The sequence below is a fragment of the Amycolatopsis samaneae genome (genome assembly GCF_039541975.1).
Taxonomy (GTDB): Bacteria; Actinomycetota; Actinomycetes; order Mycobacteriales; family Pseudonocardiaceae; genus Amycolatopsis; species Amycolatopsis samaneae.
Map to the genome: position 1 here is coordinate 1 of NZ_BAABHG010000008.1, position 16,773 is coordinate 16,773.

A 16,773-nucleotide genomic window follows, 5' to 3' on the forward strand; every position below is an offset into this window, starting at 1 on the left:
GAACAGAGATCGCGCAAGGCCGGCAGATCCTTCACAGGACAACCCCCAACCGAGAGCGTCAGCATCCTTCCGGGCCAGACCCTCCACAACCTCCATCCACACACATCATCATCACTGCGTCCTTCAGTGCAGTGGCCGCACTGAAGGACGCTTTCAGTGCACCGAGCGCACTGAAAGCGTCCTTCAGCACAACCAGACCCGCGCCGGAGCCAGTCACCCGGCCCGCTCACGACCAACCACAGCGGCGCGTCTCCAGCCACCCGACCAGCCCACGACCCCACCACATCGGCACGTCGGCACCCGCCCGCGTTGTCCACAACCACTCCGGTTGTCCACAGATTCACCTCGACCCCCGTTTCCCCAGGTCAAACGCGATACGCTGGTTGCAGGGGTGCCCCCGGGAGGGTGGGGGAATGCCCACGGGATACCGGCGCGACACCCACCGCCCGGCAGGTTCCGCTCCCACGGGCGAGCGGGGCGCCGGACACCCGGGTGGAGCAGTGGTTGCCCGGCCGGTCAGTGTGATAAGTCACAGGCCGGACATGGTTTGTCCGGGTGCCGAATCGATCTTCGCCGGGCTTCGTGCTGGTCTCAGCTTTGCGGCCGGGAGTGTCGCCGTCCGGTTTGTCCGGCAGGTTAGGCGACCCTTATACCGCAGCCCCTAGGGACAAGAATGTGAGTCACGTCCTATAGTCGGGCCATGCTTTGTGAATCCCTTCACATCCACGACGAGTGGCTTGTGAACTATTTCACAAGCAGGCCTTCGTGGCCTCACGGCCCGTAAGGGTGCCCTGACCCTCGGCGGTGTGACCCAGCCCCCTTAGGGTGCCGACGAAGCCGACGAGGTGACGTGCGTACCACCACACGCAAACCGCAGCGGCGCGGAAAGGATGGCGAAACCCCGTGCTGATGTTGCCCGTGCTGACGCAGGCGAGCACCGAGCAGGTCGCTCAGGCGCCCGGCCTCAAGGTCTATCTCCCCCTGGTCCTGTTGTTCGTGCTGGCGCTCGCGTTCGCGGTGCTCTCGGTGCTGCTCGGCCCGCTCGTCGGCCCGAGCCGCTACAACAAGGCCAAGCTGTCCGCCTACGAGTGCGGGATCGAACCGTCCCCGCAGCCGCTGGTCGGCGCGGGGCGCATGCCGGTGGCCTACTACATCACCGCGATGCTGTTCATCCTGTTCGACATCGAGATGGTCTTCCTCTACCCGTTCGCGGTCTCGGCGGACGCGCTGGGCATGTTCGGCCTGGTGGAGATCGTGCTGTTCATCGCGACGGTCGGCTTCGCGTACGCCTACGTGTGGCGGCGCGGCGGCCTGGATTGGAACTAGAACCATGGGCCTGGAAGAAAAACTCCCCAACGGCATCCTGCTGGCCAGCCTCGAGGGCCTGGTCAACTGGGCACGCAAGAACTCCCTGTGGCCCGCCACCTTCGGCCTCGCCTGCTGCGCGATCGAGATGATGACCGTCGGCGGCTCCCGCTACGACATCGCCCGCTTCGGCATGGAGCGCTTCAGCGCCACCCCGCGCCAGGCCGACCTGATGATCGTCGCGGGCCGCGTCACGCAGAAGATGGCCCCGGTCCTGCGCCAGATCTACGACCAGATGGCCGAGCCGCGCTGGGTACTGGCCATGGGCGTCTGCGCCTCCTCCGGCGGCATGTTCAACAACTACGCCGTCGTGCAGGGCGTCGACCACATCGTCCCGGTCGACATGTACCTGCCCGGCTGCCCGCCGCGCCCGGAGATGCTGCTCGACGCGATCCTCAAGCTGCACGCCAAGATCCAGGACGAGCCGATCAACGCGCGCCGCGCCGCGATCCGCGCGGCCAGTGGCGCCCGCACCGAACTCGTGCCCTCGTCGATCAAGTACGCGAAGAAGTGATCGAAGTGCCTGAAGAGAAACCAGAGACGGGCGGCGAGCAGTCGTCCGCCGAGCGCGCCGAGACCGGGCTCGAGCCGCAGGGCACCCGCCCGGCCGCACCCGTCGTCGCCGGGAAAGAACGCCAGGGGATGTTCGGCGTCTCCGGCACCGGGGACACCTCCGGCTACGGCGGCGTCCGGCTCCCGGCCTACAGCCCGCCCCCGGCCGAGCGGCCCTACGGCGGCTGGTTCGACGAGTTCGCCGACGAGTTCTACGCCGCCTTGGCGGACAACAGGATTCCGGCCGACGCGATCCTCCAGACCACCGTCGACCGCGGCGAGATCACCTTCTACGTCGCCCGCGAGCACCTCGTCGCCGTCGCGCGGACCCTGCGCGACGACGCCGGGCTGCGGTTCGAGCTGTGCAGCTCGGTGTCCGGTGTGGACTACGGCGTCGACGTCCCGCAACGGCTGCACGCGGTGTACCACCTGACCTCGATGACCTACCGCCGCCGCATCCGGCTCGAAGTCGCGGTGGAGGTCGAGGACGCGCACGTCCCGTCGCTCGTCGAGCTCTACCCGACGGCCGACTGGCACGAGCGCGAGACCTGGGACATGTTCGGGATCGTCTTCGACGGGCACCCCGCGCTGACCCGCATCCTCATGCCGGACGACTGGGACGGCCACCCCCAGCGCAAGGACTACCCGCTCGGCGGGATCCCGGTGGAATACAAGGGCGCGGAGATCCCCCCGCCCGATCAGCGGAGGTCGTACTCGTGAGCACCGAGAACATCGCCGACGTCAGCACCGGCACCGACACCACCGCCAAGGGCTCCGACAGCACCGGCGACGTCGACTACGCCGAAGCCCGTGAAACCACCGAAGGCCCCGTCTACACGGTGTCCGGTGGTGACTGGGACGACCTCATCGAGGACGCCAAGCACGACGAGCGCATGGTCATCAACATGGGCCCGCAGCACCCGTCGACGCACGGCGTGCTCCGGCTCGTGCTGGAGATGGAGGGCGAGACCGTCACCCAGCTCCGCTCGGTCATCGGCTACCTGCACACCGGGATCGAGAAGAACTGCGAGTACCGGACGTGGACCCAGGGCGTCACCTTCGTGACGCGCATGGACTACCTCGCGCCGCTGTCCACCGAGATGGCCTACTGCCTCGGCGTCGAGAAGCTGCTCGGCATCCAGGCGCCCCGCCGCGCCGAGCTGCTGCGCGTGATGCTGCTGGAGATCAACCGCATCGGCTCGCACCTGGTCTACATCGCCACCGGCGGCATGGAGCTCGGCGCCACCACCGCGATGACGCTCGGGTTCCGCGAGCGCGAGGTCGTGCTGCACCTGCTGGAGCACCTCACCGGTCTCCGGATGAACCACGCGTTCATCCGCCCCGGCGGCCTCGCGCAGGACATGCCCGAGGACTACCACGAGAAGGTCACCGAGTTCGTCGAGACGATGGACAAGCGCCTTCCCCTGTACGACAAGCTTTTCACCGGTCAGCCGATCTGGCGCAACCGGCTCAAGGGCGTCGGCTACCTGCCGGTGGACGCCTGCCTCGCGCTCGGCGTCACCGGCCCGGTGCTGCGCTCGGCCGGGCTGCCGTGGGACCTGCGCAAGACCGAGCCCTACTCCCGCTACGACGAGTTCGAGTTCGACATCCCGACCTCGACCGACGCGGACTGCTGGGCGCGCTACCTGATCCGCGTCGAGGAGATGCACCAGAGCCTCCGGATCATCAAGCAGGTCCTCCAGAAGCTCGAACCCGGCCCGGTCATGGTCGAGGACAAGAAGGTCGCGTGGCCCGCGCAGCTGTCGCTGGGCAGCGACGGCCTCGGCAACTCGCTCGAACACGTCCGCAAGATCATGGGCCAGTCGATGGAATCGCTGATCCACCACTTCAAGCTCGTCACCGAGGGCTTCAAGGTCCCGCCGGGCCAGGTGTACTCGCCGGTGGAGTCGCCGCGCGGCGAGCTCGGCGCGCACCTCGTCTCCGACGGCGGCACGCGGCCGCTGCGCGTCCACATCCGCGAACCGAGCTTCGTGAACCTGCAGTCGATGCCCGCGATGGCCGAGGGCGGGCTGGTGGCGGACGTGATCGCCGCCATCGCTTCGATCGACCCCGTCATGGGGGGAGTGGACCGATGACCCAAGCGCCTGAAGTGATCTTCGACGACGACATCGTCGCCAAGGCGAAGAACCTGATCGAGCGGTATCCGATGTCGCGCTCGGCACTGCTGCCGATGCTGCACCTCGTGCAGTCGGTGCAGGGATACGTGTCCCAGGAGGGAATTTCCTTCTGCGCCACGCAGCTCGGGCTCACCGACGCCGAGGTCAGCGCGGTCGCGACGTTCTACACCATGTACAAGCGCCGCCCCTGCGGCGAGCACCTGGTGAGCGTCTGCACCAACACGCTGTGCGCGGCGCTCGGCGGCGACGCCATCTACAAGAAGCTCCAGACGCACCTGGGTTCCGACGAGGAACCGCTGGGGCACGAGGAAACCGCGGGCACCCCGGGCGAGCAGGGCTCGATCACCCTGGAGCACGCGGAATGCCTCGCGGCCTGCGACCTCGCCCCGGTGCTCCAGGTCAACTACGAGTACTTCGACAACCAGACACCGGAGAAGGCGGTCGCGCTGGTGGACGCGCTGCGGGCGGGCAAGAAGCCGGGCCCGACGCGTGGCGCGCCGCTGACCGACTTCAAGGGCGCCGAACTCCAGCTCGCCGGGTTCTTCCCGGAGGACGAGGCGACCTACAACGGCGACGTCGACGGCCCGTCGCAGGCCGTGGAAACGCTGCGGGGCGCGAAGATCGCGCAGGAACGGGGCTGGACGGCGCCGGTCGCGAACGACGTTCCGCTCCCAGAAGTGGAGAAAAAGTAATGGCTGACCCGATTACGCCGGTGTTGACCAAACGCTGGCTCTCCCCGAACTCCTGGCGTCTGGCGACCTACGAACAGCTCGAGGGCTACACCGCGATCCGCAAGGCGCTCAAGGGCACGCCCGAGCAGCTCGTCCAGCTGGTCAAGGACTCCGGCCTGCGCGGCCGGGGCGGCGCAGGCTTCCCGGCCGGCGTGAAGTGGTCCTTCATGCCGCCGAACGAGGACAAGCCGCACTACCTGGTGATCAATGCCGACGAGGGCGAACCGGGGACCTGCAAGGACATCCCGCTGATGATGGCCGACCCGCACTCGCTCATCGAGGGGTGCGTCATCGCCTCGTACGCGATGCGGTCGCACCACTGCTTCATCTACGTCCGCGGCGAGGCGCTGCACTGCATCCGCCGCCTCAACGCCGCCGTGCGCGAGGCCTACCAGGCCGGCTACCTCGGCAAGAACATCCTCGACTCCGGATTCGACCTCGACCTCACCGTGCACGCGGGCGCCGGGGCCTACATCTGTGGCGAGGAAACGGCGCTGCTCGACTCCCTGGAGGGCCGTCGCGGCCAGCCCCGGCTCAAGCCGCCGTTCCCCGCGGCCGCCGGGCTCTACGCCGCGCCGACCACGGTCAACAACGTCGAGACCATCGCCAGCGCGCCCTACATCGTCAACGCCGGATCCGCCTGGTTCCGCGAGATGGGCCGGGAGAAGTCGCCGGGCCCGAAGATCTACTCGATCTCCGGCCACGTCGAGAAGCCCGGCCAGTACGAGTGTCCACTCGGGACGACGCTGCGCGAGCTGCTGGACATGGCGGGCGGCATGAAGGACGGCATCCCGCTCAAGTTCTGGACGCCGGGCGGCTCGTCGACCCCGATGTTCACCGCCGAACACCTCGACGTCCCGCTGGACTTCGAAGGGGCTGCCGAGGCGGGTTCCATGCTCGGCACGACGGCTGTCCAGGTGTTCAACGAGACGGTGTCCGTGCCGTGGGCCGTGATGAAGTGGACGCAGTTCTACGAGCACGAGTCCTGCGGCAAGTGCACCCCGTGCCGCGAGGGCACGTACTGGCTCGCGCAGATCCTGGAGCGGATGGTCGAGGGCCACGGCACGCCCGAGGACATCGACACCCTCCTCGACGTCTGCGACAACATCTTCGGCCGGTCCTTCTGCGCACTCGGTGACGGCGCCGTCTCGCCGATCACCAGTGGCATCAAGTACTTCCGGGACGAGTTCCTCGCGCTGTGCGAGCAGAACACGGCCGCCAACGAAGCCAAGCCCGAACTGGTGGGAGCGCAGGCATGACGATCGCGCCCGACAAGCCCGCGACCACGGAGACCCCGGTCCCCGAAGGGCACGTCAAGCTGACCATCGACGGTGAAGAGGTCATCGCGCCCAAGGGCGAGCTGCTGATCCGCACCGCCGAACGGCTCGGCACGGTCATCCCGCGCTTCTGCGACCACCCGCTGCTCGACCCGGCGGGCGCCTGCCGCCAGTGCCTCGTCGAGGTCGAAATGGGCGGGCGCCCGATGCCGAAGCCGCAGGCGTCCTGCACCATGACCGTCGCCGACGGCATGGTCGTCAAGACGCAGCTGACCTCGGGCGTCGCGGACAAGGCCCAGCAGGGCGTGATGGAACTCCTGCTCATCAACCACCCGCTGGACTGCCCGATCTGCGACAAGGGCGGCGAGTGCCCGCTGCAGAACCAGGCGATGGCGCACGGCCGCCCGGAATCCCGGTTCGTCGACACCAAGCGGACGTTCCCCAAGCCGCTGCCGATCTCCTCGCAGGTGCTGCTCGACCGCGAACGCTGCGTGCTCTGCCAGCGCTGCACCCGGTTCTCCGCGCAGATCGCCGGCGACCCGTTCATCGAACTCCTCGAACGCGGTGCGCACCAGCAGATCGGCACCGCCGAGACCGCGGACGTGCTTGACCTGGCGTCGCGGACTTCCAGCGGTGACCCGTTCCAGTCGTACTTCTCCGGCAACGTCATCCAGATCTGCCCGGTGGGTGCCCTGACGAGCGCCGCGTACCGGTTCCGGTCCCGGCCGTTCGACCTGGTGTCCGCGCCGAGCGTGTGCGAGCACTGCTCGTCCGGCTGCGCCGAGCGCTCCGACTTCCGGCGCGGCAAGGTGATGCGCAAGCTCGCCGGGGACGACCCGGAGGTCAACGAGGAGTGGATCTGCGACAAGGGCCGGTTCGCCTTCCGGTACCCGCAGGCCGCCGATCGCCTTCGCCGCCCGCAGGTCCGCAACCGCGAGACCGGCGTGCTGGAAGAGGCGTCCTGGACCGACGCGCTGCGCACCGCCGCCGAGGGCCTGCTCAAGGCCCGTGACGGCAAGGGCGTCGGCGTGCTGACCGGCGGCAGGCTGACCGTCGAGGACGCCTACGCGTACTCGAAGTTCGCCCGGATCGCCTTGCGCACCAACGACATCGACTTCCGCGCCCGTGCCCACTCCGCCGAGGAACTGGCCTTCCTGAGCGCGGCGGTGGTCGGGACGACGCCCGAGAACGGTGTGACCTTCGGCGAGATCGAACGGGCCCGCACGGTGTTGTGCGTCGCGTTCGAGCCCGAGGACGAGGCGCCGATCGTGTTCCTGCGGCTGCGCAAGGCGGCCCGCAAGAACCGCACCCGGGTCGTCCACTTGGGACAGTGGACGACGTCCTCGGTGCGCAAGACCTTCGGCGAGCTGCTGGCCTGCGTCCCCGGCGGGGAGGCCGCCGCGATCGACGGCATCGCCTCGCACGCCGCCGACCTCGACGAGGCGCTGTCCGGAGAGGGCGCGGTCGTGCTCGTCGGCGAACGCGCCGCCGAGGTGCCGGGCCTGTTCTCGGCGCTGCACCGGCTTTCCGGGCGCACCGGCGCGCGGCTGGCGTGGATCCCGCGCCGGGCGGGCGACCGCGGCGCGCTGGAGGCGGGCGCGGTGCCGACACTGCTGCCGGGCGGCCGGTCCGTCACCGACGACGCGGCCCGTGCCGAGGTCGAAAAGGCTTGGGGCGTCTCGGTTCCCGCCGAGGCGGGCCGGGACACCACCGGCATCCTCCAGGCCGCTTCCGGCCAGGAACTCGACGGTCTGCTGGTCGGCGGTGTCGACCCGGACGACCTGCCGGATCCGGACCTCGCACGCCGCGCGCTGGACAACGCCGGGTTCGTGGTGAGCCTGGAACTGCGGCCGAGCGAGGTCACCGAACGCGCCGACGTCGTCCTCCCGATCGCCCCGGCGGTCGAGAAGGCGGGCAGCTACCTCAACTGGGAGGGCCGCCGCCGCGACTTCGACGTCACGCTCGAAGGCACCGGCGCGCTGCCCGACTGCCGCGTTCTGGACACCCTCGCCGTCGAGATGGACGCCGACCTGTTCACCCAGACCCCGGCCGCCGCCTACGCCGACTTCGCGCGGCTTGGTACCCCGGAGAGCCGGAACTGGGGCTATATCGCGACAGCCACCGAGACACCGTCGACGCCGGAGAACGGCAAGGCGGTGCTCGCGACCTGGCGGCAGCTGATCGACAACGGCTCGCTGCAGGACGACGAACCGCACCTCAAGGGCACCCAGCGCACCCCGGTGGCCCGGCTCTCGGCGAAAACCGCCGAAGGGCTGGGAAAGACCGTCAAGGTCTCCACCGAACGCGGCGCGATCACCCTGCCGGTCGAGGTCGCCGACCTGCCCGACGGCGTGGTCTGGCTCCCGGGCAACTCCGACGGCTCCGCCGTCCGCGCCACCCTCGGCGCGGGGCACGGCGCGGTCGTCAGCATCACCGGAGGTGAGCAGTGAGCGCGATCCTCACCCACGCGGACACCGCGGTGGGCGGCATCCCGGACGCGGCGGAGCGCGCGGCGCTGCTCGCCGACGACCCGTGGTGGCTGATCCTCATCAAGGCCGTCGTGATCCTGCTGATCGGCCCGATCCTGACGATCCTGCTGATCGTCTGGGAGCGCAAGGCGGTCGGCCGGATGCAGAACCGGCCCGGCCCCAACCGGGTCGGCCCGAACGGCTACCTCCAGTCCCTCGCGGACGCGATCAAGCTCCCGTTCAAGGAGCAGATCATCCCGGACACCGCCGACCGCAAGGTGTACTTCCTCGCGCCGGTGATCGCCGTGGTGCCCTCGCTGATCGCGCTGGCGGCCATCCCGTTCGGCCCGGTGGTCTCGATCTTCGGCGAGCGGACCGTGCTCCAGCTGGTCGACCTCCCGGTCGGCGTGCTGGTGATCCTGGCCTGCTCCTCGATCGGCGTTTACGGCATCGTGCTGGCGGGCTGGTCTTCCGGCTCGCCGTACCCGCTGCTCGGCGGTCTGCGCAGCGCCGCCCAGGTGATCTCGTACGAGATCGCGATGGGACTGTCCATTGTGGCCGTCATCCTCTACTCGGGGACGCTGTCCACCTCGGGGATCGTCGAGGCTCAGCAAAGCGGTTGGTACTTCTACCTGCTGCTGCCGAGTTTCGTGATCTACGCGATCTCCATGGTCGGCGAGACCAACCGCGCGCCCTTCGACCTCCCCGAGGCCGAATCCGAGCTGGTCGGCGGGTTCCACACCGAGTACAGCTCGATGAAGTTCGCGATGTTCTTCCTCGCCGAGTACGTCAACATGGTCATCGTCTCCGCGTTCGCGACGACGTTGTTCCTTGGTGGCTGGAAGTTCCCGTTCGTCGGCGCTGACTCGCCGCTGAACCAGAACTGGTGGCCGCTGCTCTGGTTCTTCGCGAAGACGTTCCTGCTGCTGTTCGGCTTCATCTGGCTGCGAGGCACGCTGCCCCGGCTGCGCTACGACCAGTTCATGCGGCTGGGCTGGAAGGTCCTCGTTCCGGCCAACCTGGTCTGGATCGTCGTGATCACCGCGGTCCGCGCGGTCCGGCACAGCGGCGGCCTGTCCACCCCGCAGATCCTCATCGGCGGCGGCGTGATCATCGTCGCGGTCGTGCTGCTGAGCCTGCTGCTGCCGGACAAGAAGATCCCGGACGAGGACTACGTGCCGATCACCGGCGGCGGGCACCCGCTGCCGCCGCTGGACCTGAAGGTCCCCGAGCAGACCCCGCGCCAGAAGGCACTGGCCAAGGCTGAGGCGAAGGCGGCCAAGCGCAAGCCCGCCGCCGTATCCACCGGAAGGGAGGCCGGCGATGGGGATCTTTGATCCGATCAAGGGCTTCGGCGTCACCTTCGGCATGATGTTCAAGAAGGTCGCCACCGAGGAGTACCCGGAGGCGGGCGCCCCCGCGGCGCCCCGCTACCACGGACGGCACCAGCTCAACCGGCATCCGGACGGGCTGGAGAAGTGCGTCGGCTGCGAGCTGTGCGCGTGGGCCTGCCCGGCGGACGCGATCTTCGTCGAGGGCGGGAACAACACCGAGGAAGCGCGGTACTCGCCCGGTGAGCGCTACGGCGCGGACTACCAGATCAACTACCTGCGCTGCATCGGCTGCGGGTTGTGCGTCGAGGCCTGCCCGACCCGGTCCCTGACGATGATCAACTTCTACGAGCTCGCCGACGACGACCGGCAGCGGCTCATCTACACCAAGGAAGACCTGCTCGCGCCGCTGCTGCCCGGCATGGAGCAGCCGCCGCACCCGATGCGGCTGGGCGACAACGAGCAGGACTACTACGTCAACGGCCCCGAACTCGCGCGCGCCGAAGGCAAGGAGGCCGCGCAGTGATCACGGAAATCCTCGCGCAGGCACCCGTGACCAACGCCGGGGTGTCCACCGGCGAGGCCATCGCGTTCTGGATCCTCGGCCCGGTCTGCGTGCTCGGCGCGCTGGGCATGATCTTCTCGCGCAACGCCGTGCACTCGGCGCTGTGGCTGGTGCTGACGATGCTGTCGCTGGGCGCGCTGTACATGCTCCAGTCGGCGCCGTTCCTCGGCTTCACCCAGATCATCGTCTACACCGGCGCGATCATGATGCTGTTCCTGTTCGTGCTGATGATGGTCGGCAGGGAAAGCTCCGACTCGGTGGTCGAGGTCCTGCGCGGGCAACGGCTCATGGCCGGGCTGCTCGGTATCGGGCTCGCCGGGCTGATCGCGGCGGGCCTGTTCCGTTCGCTGGTGAACGTCACCCCGGCCACCCCGCTCGACCCGTACAGCCAGAACGGCGGCGGCGCGGGCGGGCTCGGGCGGCTGATCTTCACCCAGTACCTGTTCCCGTTCGAGCTGACCTCGGCGCTGCTGATCACCGCCGCGATGGGCGCGATGGTGCTGGCCTTCACCGACCGCCACCGCAAGGGCGCCAAGAAGTCGCAGCGCGAACTGGTCGTCGACCGCTTCCGCGGCGAGCACGACCGCCCGTCGCCGCTGCCCGGCCCCGGCGTGTTCGCCACCGCCAACTCGGTGGCCACCCCGGCGCTGCTGCCCGACGGCTCGGTCGCCCCCGAATCCCTGTCGGCGCTGATCGAATCGACCTCGGCGGTCCAGCTGACCGAGGAACGCAGGCAGGTCGCCGACACGGAACCGAAGGCGGACGCGCACGCGCTCGTCGGTGCCGAGTCCGCCGAGACAGCGGCCACTGTGTCCGAAGGAACCGAGGGGGAGGAGAAGAAGTGACTCCGACCTACTACCTGCTGCTCTCGGCACTGCTGTTCGCCATCGGCGCGGTCGGCGTCCTGGTGCGGCGCAACGCGATCGTCGTGTTCATGTGCATCGAGCTGATGCTGAACTCGGTGAACCTCACCCTGGTCACCTTCGCCCGCATCAACGGCGGGCTCGACGGCCAGGTGATGGCGTTCTTCGTGATGGTCGTGGCCGCCGCCGAGGTCGTGGTGGGGCTGGCGATCATCATGGCGATCTTCCGCACCCGCCGCTCGGCCTCGGTCGACGACACCAACCTGCTGAAGTACTAGGGAGACACCGAGTGACCGCATCATCGTGGCTGCTGGTGGCCTTTCCTGCCCTCGGCGCGCTGATCCTGCTGCTGGCGGGCAAGCGCGCGAAGGCATGGGGGCATCTGCTCGGCTGTGCCACCGTCACGCTCGCCTTCGTCTACGGCGTCATCCTGTTCTTCGCCGCCGACACCAAGTCCACTGTGGACACCAAGCTGTTCTCGTGGATCCCGGTGTCGGCGTTGCAGGTCGACTTCGGGCTGCGGATCGACGCGCTCTCGCTGACGTTCGTGCTGCTCATCACCGGCGTCGGCATGCTGATCCACTTCTACTCGATCGGCTACATGGAGAACGACGAAGGCCGGTACCGCTTCTTCGCGTACCTGAACCTCTTCGTCGCCTCGATGCTGGTTCTGGTGCTGGGCAACAGCTTCGTGACGCTGTACCTCGGCTGGGAGGGCGTCGGTCTCGCGTCCTACCTGCTCATCGGCTGGTACCAGGGCCGCAACTCCGCCGCCACCGCGGCGAAGAAGGCGTTCCTGATGAACCGCGTCGGTGACGTCGGGCTCGCGCTGGCGATCTTCATCATGTTCAAGTACTCCGGCTCCACCGGCTACGCGCAGGTCTTCGACGCGGTGGCCGCGGGCAAGTTCCCGCCGGCGGCGATCACCGCGATGGCGATCCTGCTGCTGCTCGGGGCCTGCGGTAAGTCCGGCCAGTTCCCGCTCCAGGCGTGGCTGCCGGACGCGATGGAGGGCCCGACCCCGGTCTCGGCCCTGATCCACGCGGCGACCATGGTCACCGCCGGGGTCTACCTGGTCGCCCGCTCGCGGGAGATCTTCAACGCCACCGAGGACGGGCGGCTCATTGTCACCCTCGTCGGCACGGTGACGCTGCTGCTCGGGTGCGTCGTCGGCTGTGCCTACGACGACATCAAGAAGGTCCTCGCGTATTCCACGGTCAGCCAGATCGGCTACATGATGCTGGCGGTCGGCCTCGGGCCCGTCGCGTACGCGCTGGGCATCATGCACCTGGTCGCGCACGGCTTCTTCAAGGCCGGGCTCTTCCTCGGGGCCGGTTCGGTCATGCACGGCATGAACGACGAGGTCGACATGCGCAAGTTCGGCGGCCTGCGGCGGAAGATGCCGATCACCTACGTGACCTTCGGCCTCGGCTACCTCGCGCTGATCGGCATCCCGCCGCTGTCCGGCTTCTTCACCAAGGACGCGATCATCGAGGCGGCGCTGGGCCAGGGCGGCTGGCGCGGCTGGGTGATGGGCGGCGCGGCGCTGCTCGGCGCCGGGCTCACCGCGTTCTACATGACTCGCCTGATGGTGATGACCTTCCACGGCAAGGAACGCTGGAAGGACCTGAAGAGCGAGGACGGCCGCGACTTCCACCCGCACGAGTCGAAGCCGATCATGTGGGTCCCGATGGCGATCCTGGCGGTCGGGTCGATCGGCGCGGGCGCGTTCTTCGCGCTGGGCCACCGGTTCACCGAATGGCTCGCTCCGTCCGTCGGTGAGACCGTCGAGGCACACCACCTTCCGGTCGAGGCCTGGGTCATCTCGGTGGCCGCGGTCGTGATCTCGCTCCTCGGTGTCCTGATCGCGTGGCTGGTCTTCCGCCGCGACGTCCCGGTCGAGCGGCCCGAGCGGGTCTCGTTCGTCACCAAGGCCGCGCGCAAGGACCTCTACGGCAACGCGCTCAACGAAGCCGTGGTGGCCCGGCCCGGCACCTGGCTGGCCCGCGCGCTGGTCTACGTCGACAACCGCGGCGTGGACGGCGCGGTCAACGGACTGGCCGCCGCGCTCGGTGGCGGTTCCGGGCGGCTGCGGCGGCTCCAGACCGGGTTCGTCCGGTCCTACGCGCTGTCCATGCTCGGCGGCACGTTCCTGCTTCTCGTGGCTCTCCTGCTGGTGAGGTTCTCCTGATGACTTGGCTCCTCGCACTCATCCTGCTGCCGGTCGTCGGGGCGGTGGTCGTGGCCACGATGAAGGCCAACGACCGGCTCGCGCTGCGCACCGCGCTCGTGCTGTCCATTGTGGAATTCCTGCTGATCATCCCGTTCTGGGCGAGTTATTCGCCCTCGGGGGCGCGGCTTCAGCAGACGTCCTCGATGGACTGGATCCCGGGCTTCGGCATCCACATCTCGTTCGGCACCGACGGCGTCTCGCTGATCATGATCGCGGTCATCGCACTGCTGGTGCCGATCGTGGTCGGCGCGCTGGGCGTCACCGACAAGCTCCCGCCGGGGCGCAGCGCGGGCGGGTTCCTGTCGCTGATCCTGCTGCAGGAGGCGCTGACGATCGGCGTGTTCGCCGCGACCGACGTCTTCCTGTTCTACGTGCTGTTCGAGATCATGCTGATTCCGATGTACTTCCTCATCGGCGGCTACGGCGGCCCGAACCGGCAGTACGCGGCGGTGAAGTTCTTCCTGTACTCGTTCCTCGGCGGCCTGATCATGCTGGCCTCGGCGATCGGGGCGTACTCGCTGGCCGAGGACAAGCTCGGCAAGGGCACCTTCGACTGGGCGACGCTGGTCACCGTGGTCCGCGACGCGCCGACCGGCACGCAGATCTGGCTGTTCCTCGGGTTCTTCCTGGCGTTCGCGATCAAGGCGCCGCTGGTGCCGTTCCACACCTGGCTGCCCGACGCGGCGGGCCAGGCACCGATCGGCGTCGCGGTGCTGCTGGTCGGCGTGCTCGACAAGGTCGGCACGTTCGGGTTCCTGCGCTACTGCCTGCCGATGTTCCCGGAGGCGAGCAAACAACTCGCCCCGCTGGTGCTCGTCCTCGCCGTCGCGGGTGTCCTTTATGGATCGATACTCGCCGCGGGGCAGCGGGACATGAAGCGCTTCATCGCCTACGTGTCGATCGCCCACTTCGGCTTCATCGCGCTGGGCATCTTCACCTTCAACGAGCAGGCGATGGCCGGGTCGGTCTCGTACATGCTCAACCACAGCCTCGCGACCGGGATGCTGATCGTGGTCGTCGGCATGATCGTGGTGCGCGGCGGTTCGACGAAGATCTCGGACTACGGCGGTATGTCGAAGGTGACCCCGCTGCTGGCCGGGATGCTGCTGCTGGCCGGTCTGTCCACCTTGTCCCTGCCGGGCACGAACTCGTTCGTCAGCGAGTTCCTCGTCCTGCTGGGGTCCTTTGTGGACCACCCGGTGTACGCGATCATCGCCACCGTCGGCATGGTGCTCGCCGCAGCGTACGTGCTCTGGCTCTACCAGCGCGTCATGACCGGCCCGCTGAGCGGGGACGCCCTGCTCAAGCCCGGCCCGGCCCCGGTCGAGTCCGACACCCCCGCGGGCGGTGGCGCGGTCACCGCGGTCGCCGCGGAGCCGGTCGCGAAGAAGACCATCAAGGACCTCGGCGGCCGGGAGATCGCGATCCTGGCGCCGCTGGTCGTGCTGATCATCGGCCTGGGTTTCTACCCGAAGCCGGTGCTCGACACGATCACCCCGTCGGTGCAGCAGACCATGTCTGCGGTTAACGGAGGCAAGTAACCGTGCTCGACATCGTCCTGTCACAAGCTGTCCTGGCGCAGGCGCCGCAACAGCTGCCGACGCCCGCGATCGACTACGCGGCCGTGCTGCCGATCCTGATCATTCTCGGGGCCGCCTGCGTGAGCGTGTTGTTCGAGGCGTTCCTGCCCCGGCACATGCGCTGGCCCGCGCAGGTGTTCCTGTCCATTGTGGGCATCGCGGCGGCCGGGATCTCGCTGGTGATCTACGCCAGTTCGTCCGCGCCGAAGAACGGCGTGACGACGTTCAGCAAGGCCATCTCGGTGGACCGTCCCGCGTTGTTCCTGTGGGGCACGCTGCTGCTGCTCGGGCTCGGCTCGATCCTGCTGATCGCGGACCGCTCGGTCGAACCGGGCGGCGCGTTCGTGGCGCAGGCCGCGATCCGGCCGGGCACTGTGCAGGACCGCGCGCAGGCCGGGTCGACCGGCATGCAGACCGAGGTGTTCCCGCTGACGCTGTTCGCGCTCGGCGGCATGATGGCGTTCTGCGCGGCCAACGACCTGCTCACCATGTTCATCGCGCTCGAAGTGCTTTCGCTGCCGCTCTACCTGATGTGCGGTCTCGCCCGGCGGCGTCGGCTGCTTTCGCAGGAGTCGGCGGTCAAGTACTTCCTGCTCGGCGCGTTCTCCTCGGCGTTCTTCCTTTATGGACTCGCGCTGCTCTACGGCTACGCGAACTCGGTGAAGCTGGCCGACATCGCGAACGCCGCCGCCGGCTCGGACCGTTCGGACACGCTGCTGTTCGCCGGGCTCGGGCTGCTCGTGGTCGGCCTGCTGTTCAAGGGTTCGGTCGGCCCGTTCCACACCTGGACCCCGGACGTCTACCAGGGCGCGCCGACCCCGGTGACCGCGTTCATGGCGGCGTGCACGAAGGTCGCCGCGTTCGGCGGGATCCTGCGGGTGCTCTCGGTCGCGTTCTCCTCGACGAGCTGGGAATGGCGCGGGGTGCTGTGGGCGGTCGCGATCATCTCGATGGCGATCGGCGCGGTGCTGGGCCTGACCCAGACCGACGTCAAGCGCATGGTCGCCTACTCCTCGGTCGCGCACGCCGGCTTCCTGCTTGTCGGTGCGATCGCGATGACCGAGAAGGGCCTGTCGAGCACGCTGTTCTACTTGCTGGCCTACGGTTTCACCACGCTGGCGGCGTTCGGCGTGATCAGCCTGGTGCGCGATTCCAGCGGCGAGGCCACGCACCTTTCGGCGTGGGCCGGGCTGGCGAAACGCTCACCGGTGCTGGCCGCGGTGTTCACGTTCTTGCTGTTGGCCTTGGCGGGCATACCGTTGACGAGCGGGTTCGTCGGGAAGTTCGTGGTGTTCTCCGCCGCGCTGTCCGACGGCATGGCCCCGCTCGTGGTGGTGGCACTGGTGTTCAGCGCGGTCGCGGCGTTCTTCTACCTGCGGGTGATCGTGCTGATGTACTTCTCCGAACCCGCCAAGGACGGCCCGACGGTGACCGTGCCCGGCGCGTTCACCACGACCGCGATCACCCTGGGCGTCCTGGTGACGCTGGTGCTGGGCCTGGTCCCGGCGTTCGCCCTCGACTGGGCGGGCACCGGCGGCTTCGCTTCGTAGTAACTCCCGTCAGGTCTCTGAAGGCCACCTTGAGGGCATTGAATTCCCTCAAGGTGGCCTTCAGCGCATTTGGGCCTCGTCGTGGTCCGTGAATGCCACATTGAGGGACTCAGAGTCCGT

Annotated in this window: 14 protein-coding genes; all 14 read left to right on the forward strand. The window is 68.5% G+C overall.

Features of this window, described 5'->3' with window-relative positions:
- Window positions 1–909: 909 nt before the first annotated feature.
- Genes ABD987_RS21330 through nuoN form a run of 14 tightly spaced genes read left to right on the forward strand, consistent with a single transcriptional unit; the run spans window position 910 to window position 16,653 of the window.
- Complete coding sequence (locus ABD987_RS21330) at window positions 910–1,326, forward strand: NADH-quinone oxidoreductase subunit A (RefSeq protein ID WP_345397471.1); 417 nt, start codon at window positions 910–912, stop codon at window positions 1,324–1,326.
- Window positions 1,327–1,330: 4 nt separating this feature from the next.
- Complete coding sequence (locus tag ABD987_RS21335; protein ID WP_345396263.1) at window positions 1,331–1,879, forward strand: NuoB/complex I 20 kDa subunit family protein; 549 nt, start codon at window positions 1,331–1,333, stop codon at window positions 1,877–1,879.
- A 5-nt stretch (window positions 1,880–1,884) separates the two neighbouring features.
- Window positions 1,885–2,637, forward strand: a complete 753-nt coding sequence (locus ABD987_RS21340) for an NADH-quinone oxidoreductase subunit C (protein ID WP_345396267.1) — start codon at window positions 1,885–1,887, stop codon at window positions 2,635–2,637.
- A complete protein-coding gene (locus tag ABD987_RS21345) occupies window positions 2,634–4,013 on the forward strand; it encodes an NADH-quinone oxidoreductase subunit D (protein WP_345396270.1) in 1,380 nt (459 codons plus the stop codon). Before ABD987_RS21340 ends, ABD987_RS21345 begins: the two co-directional genes overlap by 4 nt.
- Window positions 4,010–4,747: an NADH-quinone oxidoreductase subunit NuoE gene (gene nuoE / locus ABD987_RS21350; RefSeq protein ID WP_345396273.1), complete on the forward strand. Its 738-nt coding sequence runs from the start codon at window positions 4,010–4,012 to the stop codon at window positions 4,745–4,747. The genes ABD987_RS21345 and nuoE overlap by 4 nt, the downstream gene beginning before the upstream one ends.
- Window positions 4,747–6,045: an NADH-quinone oxidoreductase subunit NuoF gene (gene nuoF / locus ABD987_RS21355; protein ID WP_345396276.1), complete on the forward strand. Its 1,299-nt coding sequence runs from the start codon at window positions 4,747–4,749 to the stop codon at window positions 6,043–6,045. Before nuoE ends, nuoF begins: the two co-directional genes overlap by 1 nt.
- Window positions 6,042–8,513 (forward strand): NADH-quinone oxidoreductase subunit G, encoded by a 2,472-nt coding sequence (locus ABD987_RS21360; RefSeq protein ID WP_345396279.1) that lies wholly within the window; start codon window positions 6,042–6,044, stop codon window positions 8,511–8,513. Before nuoF ends, ABD987_RS21360 begins: the two co-directional genes overlap by 4 nt.
- A gap of 5 nt (window positions 8,514–8,518) precedes the next feature.
- Complete coding sequence (nuoH, locus tag ABD987_RS21365) at window positions 8,519–9,868, forward strand: NADH-quinone oxidoreductase subunit NuoH (protein WP_378214165.1); 1,350 nt, start codon at window positions 8,519–8,521, stop codon at window positions 9,866–9,868.
- Window positions 9,855–10,388: an NADH-quinone oxidoreductase subunit NuoI gene (gene nuoI / locus ABD987_RS21370; protein WP_345396285.1), complete on the forward strand. Its 534-nt coding sequence runs from the start codon at window positions 9,855–9,857 to the stop codon at window positions 10,386–10,388. Before nuoH ends, nuoI begins: the two co-directional genes overlap by 14 nt.
- Window positions 10,385–11,272, forward strand: a complete 888-nt coding sequence (locus ABD987_RS21375; protein ID WP_345396288.1) for an NADH-quinone oxidoreductase subunit J — start codon at window positions 10,385–10,387, stop codon at window positions 11,270–11,272. The genes nuoI and ABD987_RS21375 overlap by 4 nt, the downstream gene beginning before the upstream one ends.
- Entirely contained in the window at window positions 11,269–11,568 is a 300-nt protein-coding gene (nuoK, locus tag ABD987_RS21380; RefSeq protein ID WP_345396291.1) for an NADH-quinone oxidoreductase subunit NuoK, read from the forward strand. The genes ABD987_RS21375 and nuoK overlap by 4 nt, the downstream gene beginning before the upstream one ends.
- Before the next feature lie 11 nt (window positions 11,569–11,579).
- Entirely contained in the window at window positions 11,580–13,481 is a 1,902-nt protein-coding gene (nuoL, locus tag ABD987_RS21385; protein ID WP_345396294.1) for an NADH-quinone oxidoreductase subunit L, read from the forward strand.
- Window positions 13,481–15,064, forward strand: coding sequence for an NADH-quinone oxidoreductase subunit M (locus ABD987_RS21390; RefSeq protein ID WP_345396297.1), 1,584 nt, complete (start codon window positions 13,481–13,483; stop codon window positions 15,062–15,064). Before nuoL ends, ABD987_RS21390 begins: the two co-directional genes overlap by 1 nt.
- A gap of 2 nt (window positions 15,065–15,066) precedes the next feature.
- A complete protein-coding gene (gene nuoN / locus ABD987_RS21395) occupies window positions 15,067–16,653 on the forward strand; it encodes an NADH-quinone oxidoreductase subunit NuoN (protein ID WP_345396299.1) in 1,587 nt (528 codons plus the stop codon).
- The last annotated feature ends 120 nt before the right edge of the window (window positions 16,654–16,773 follow it).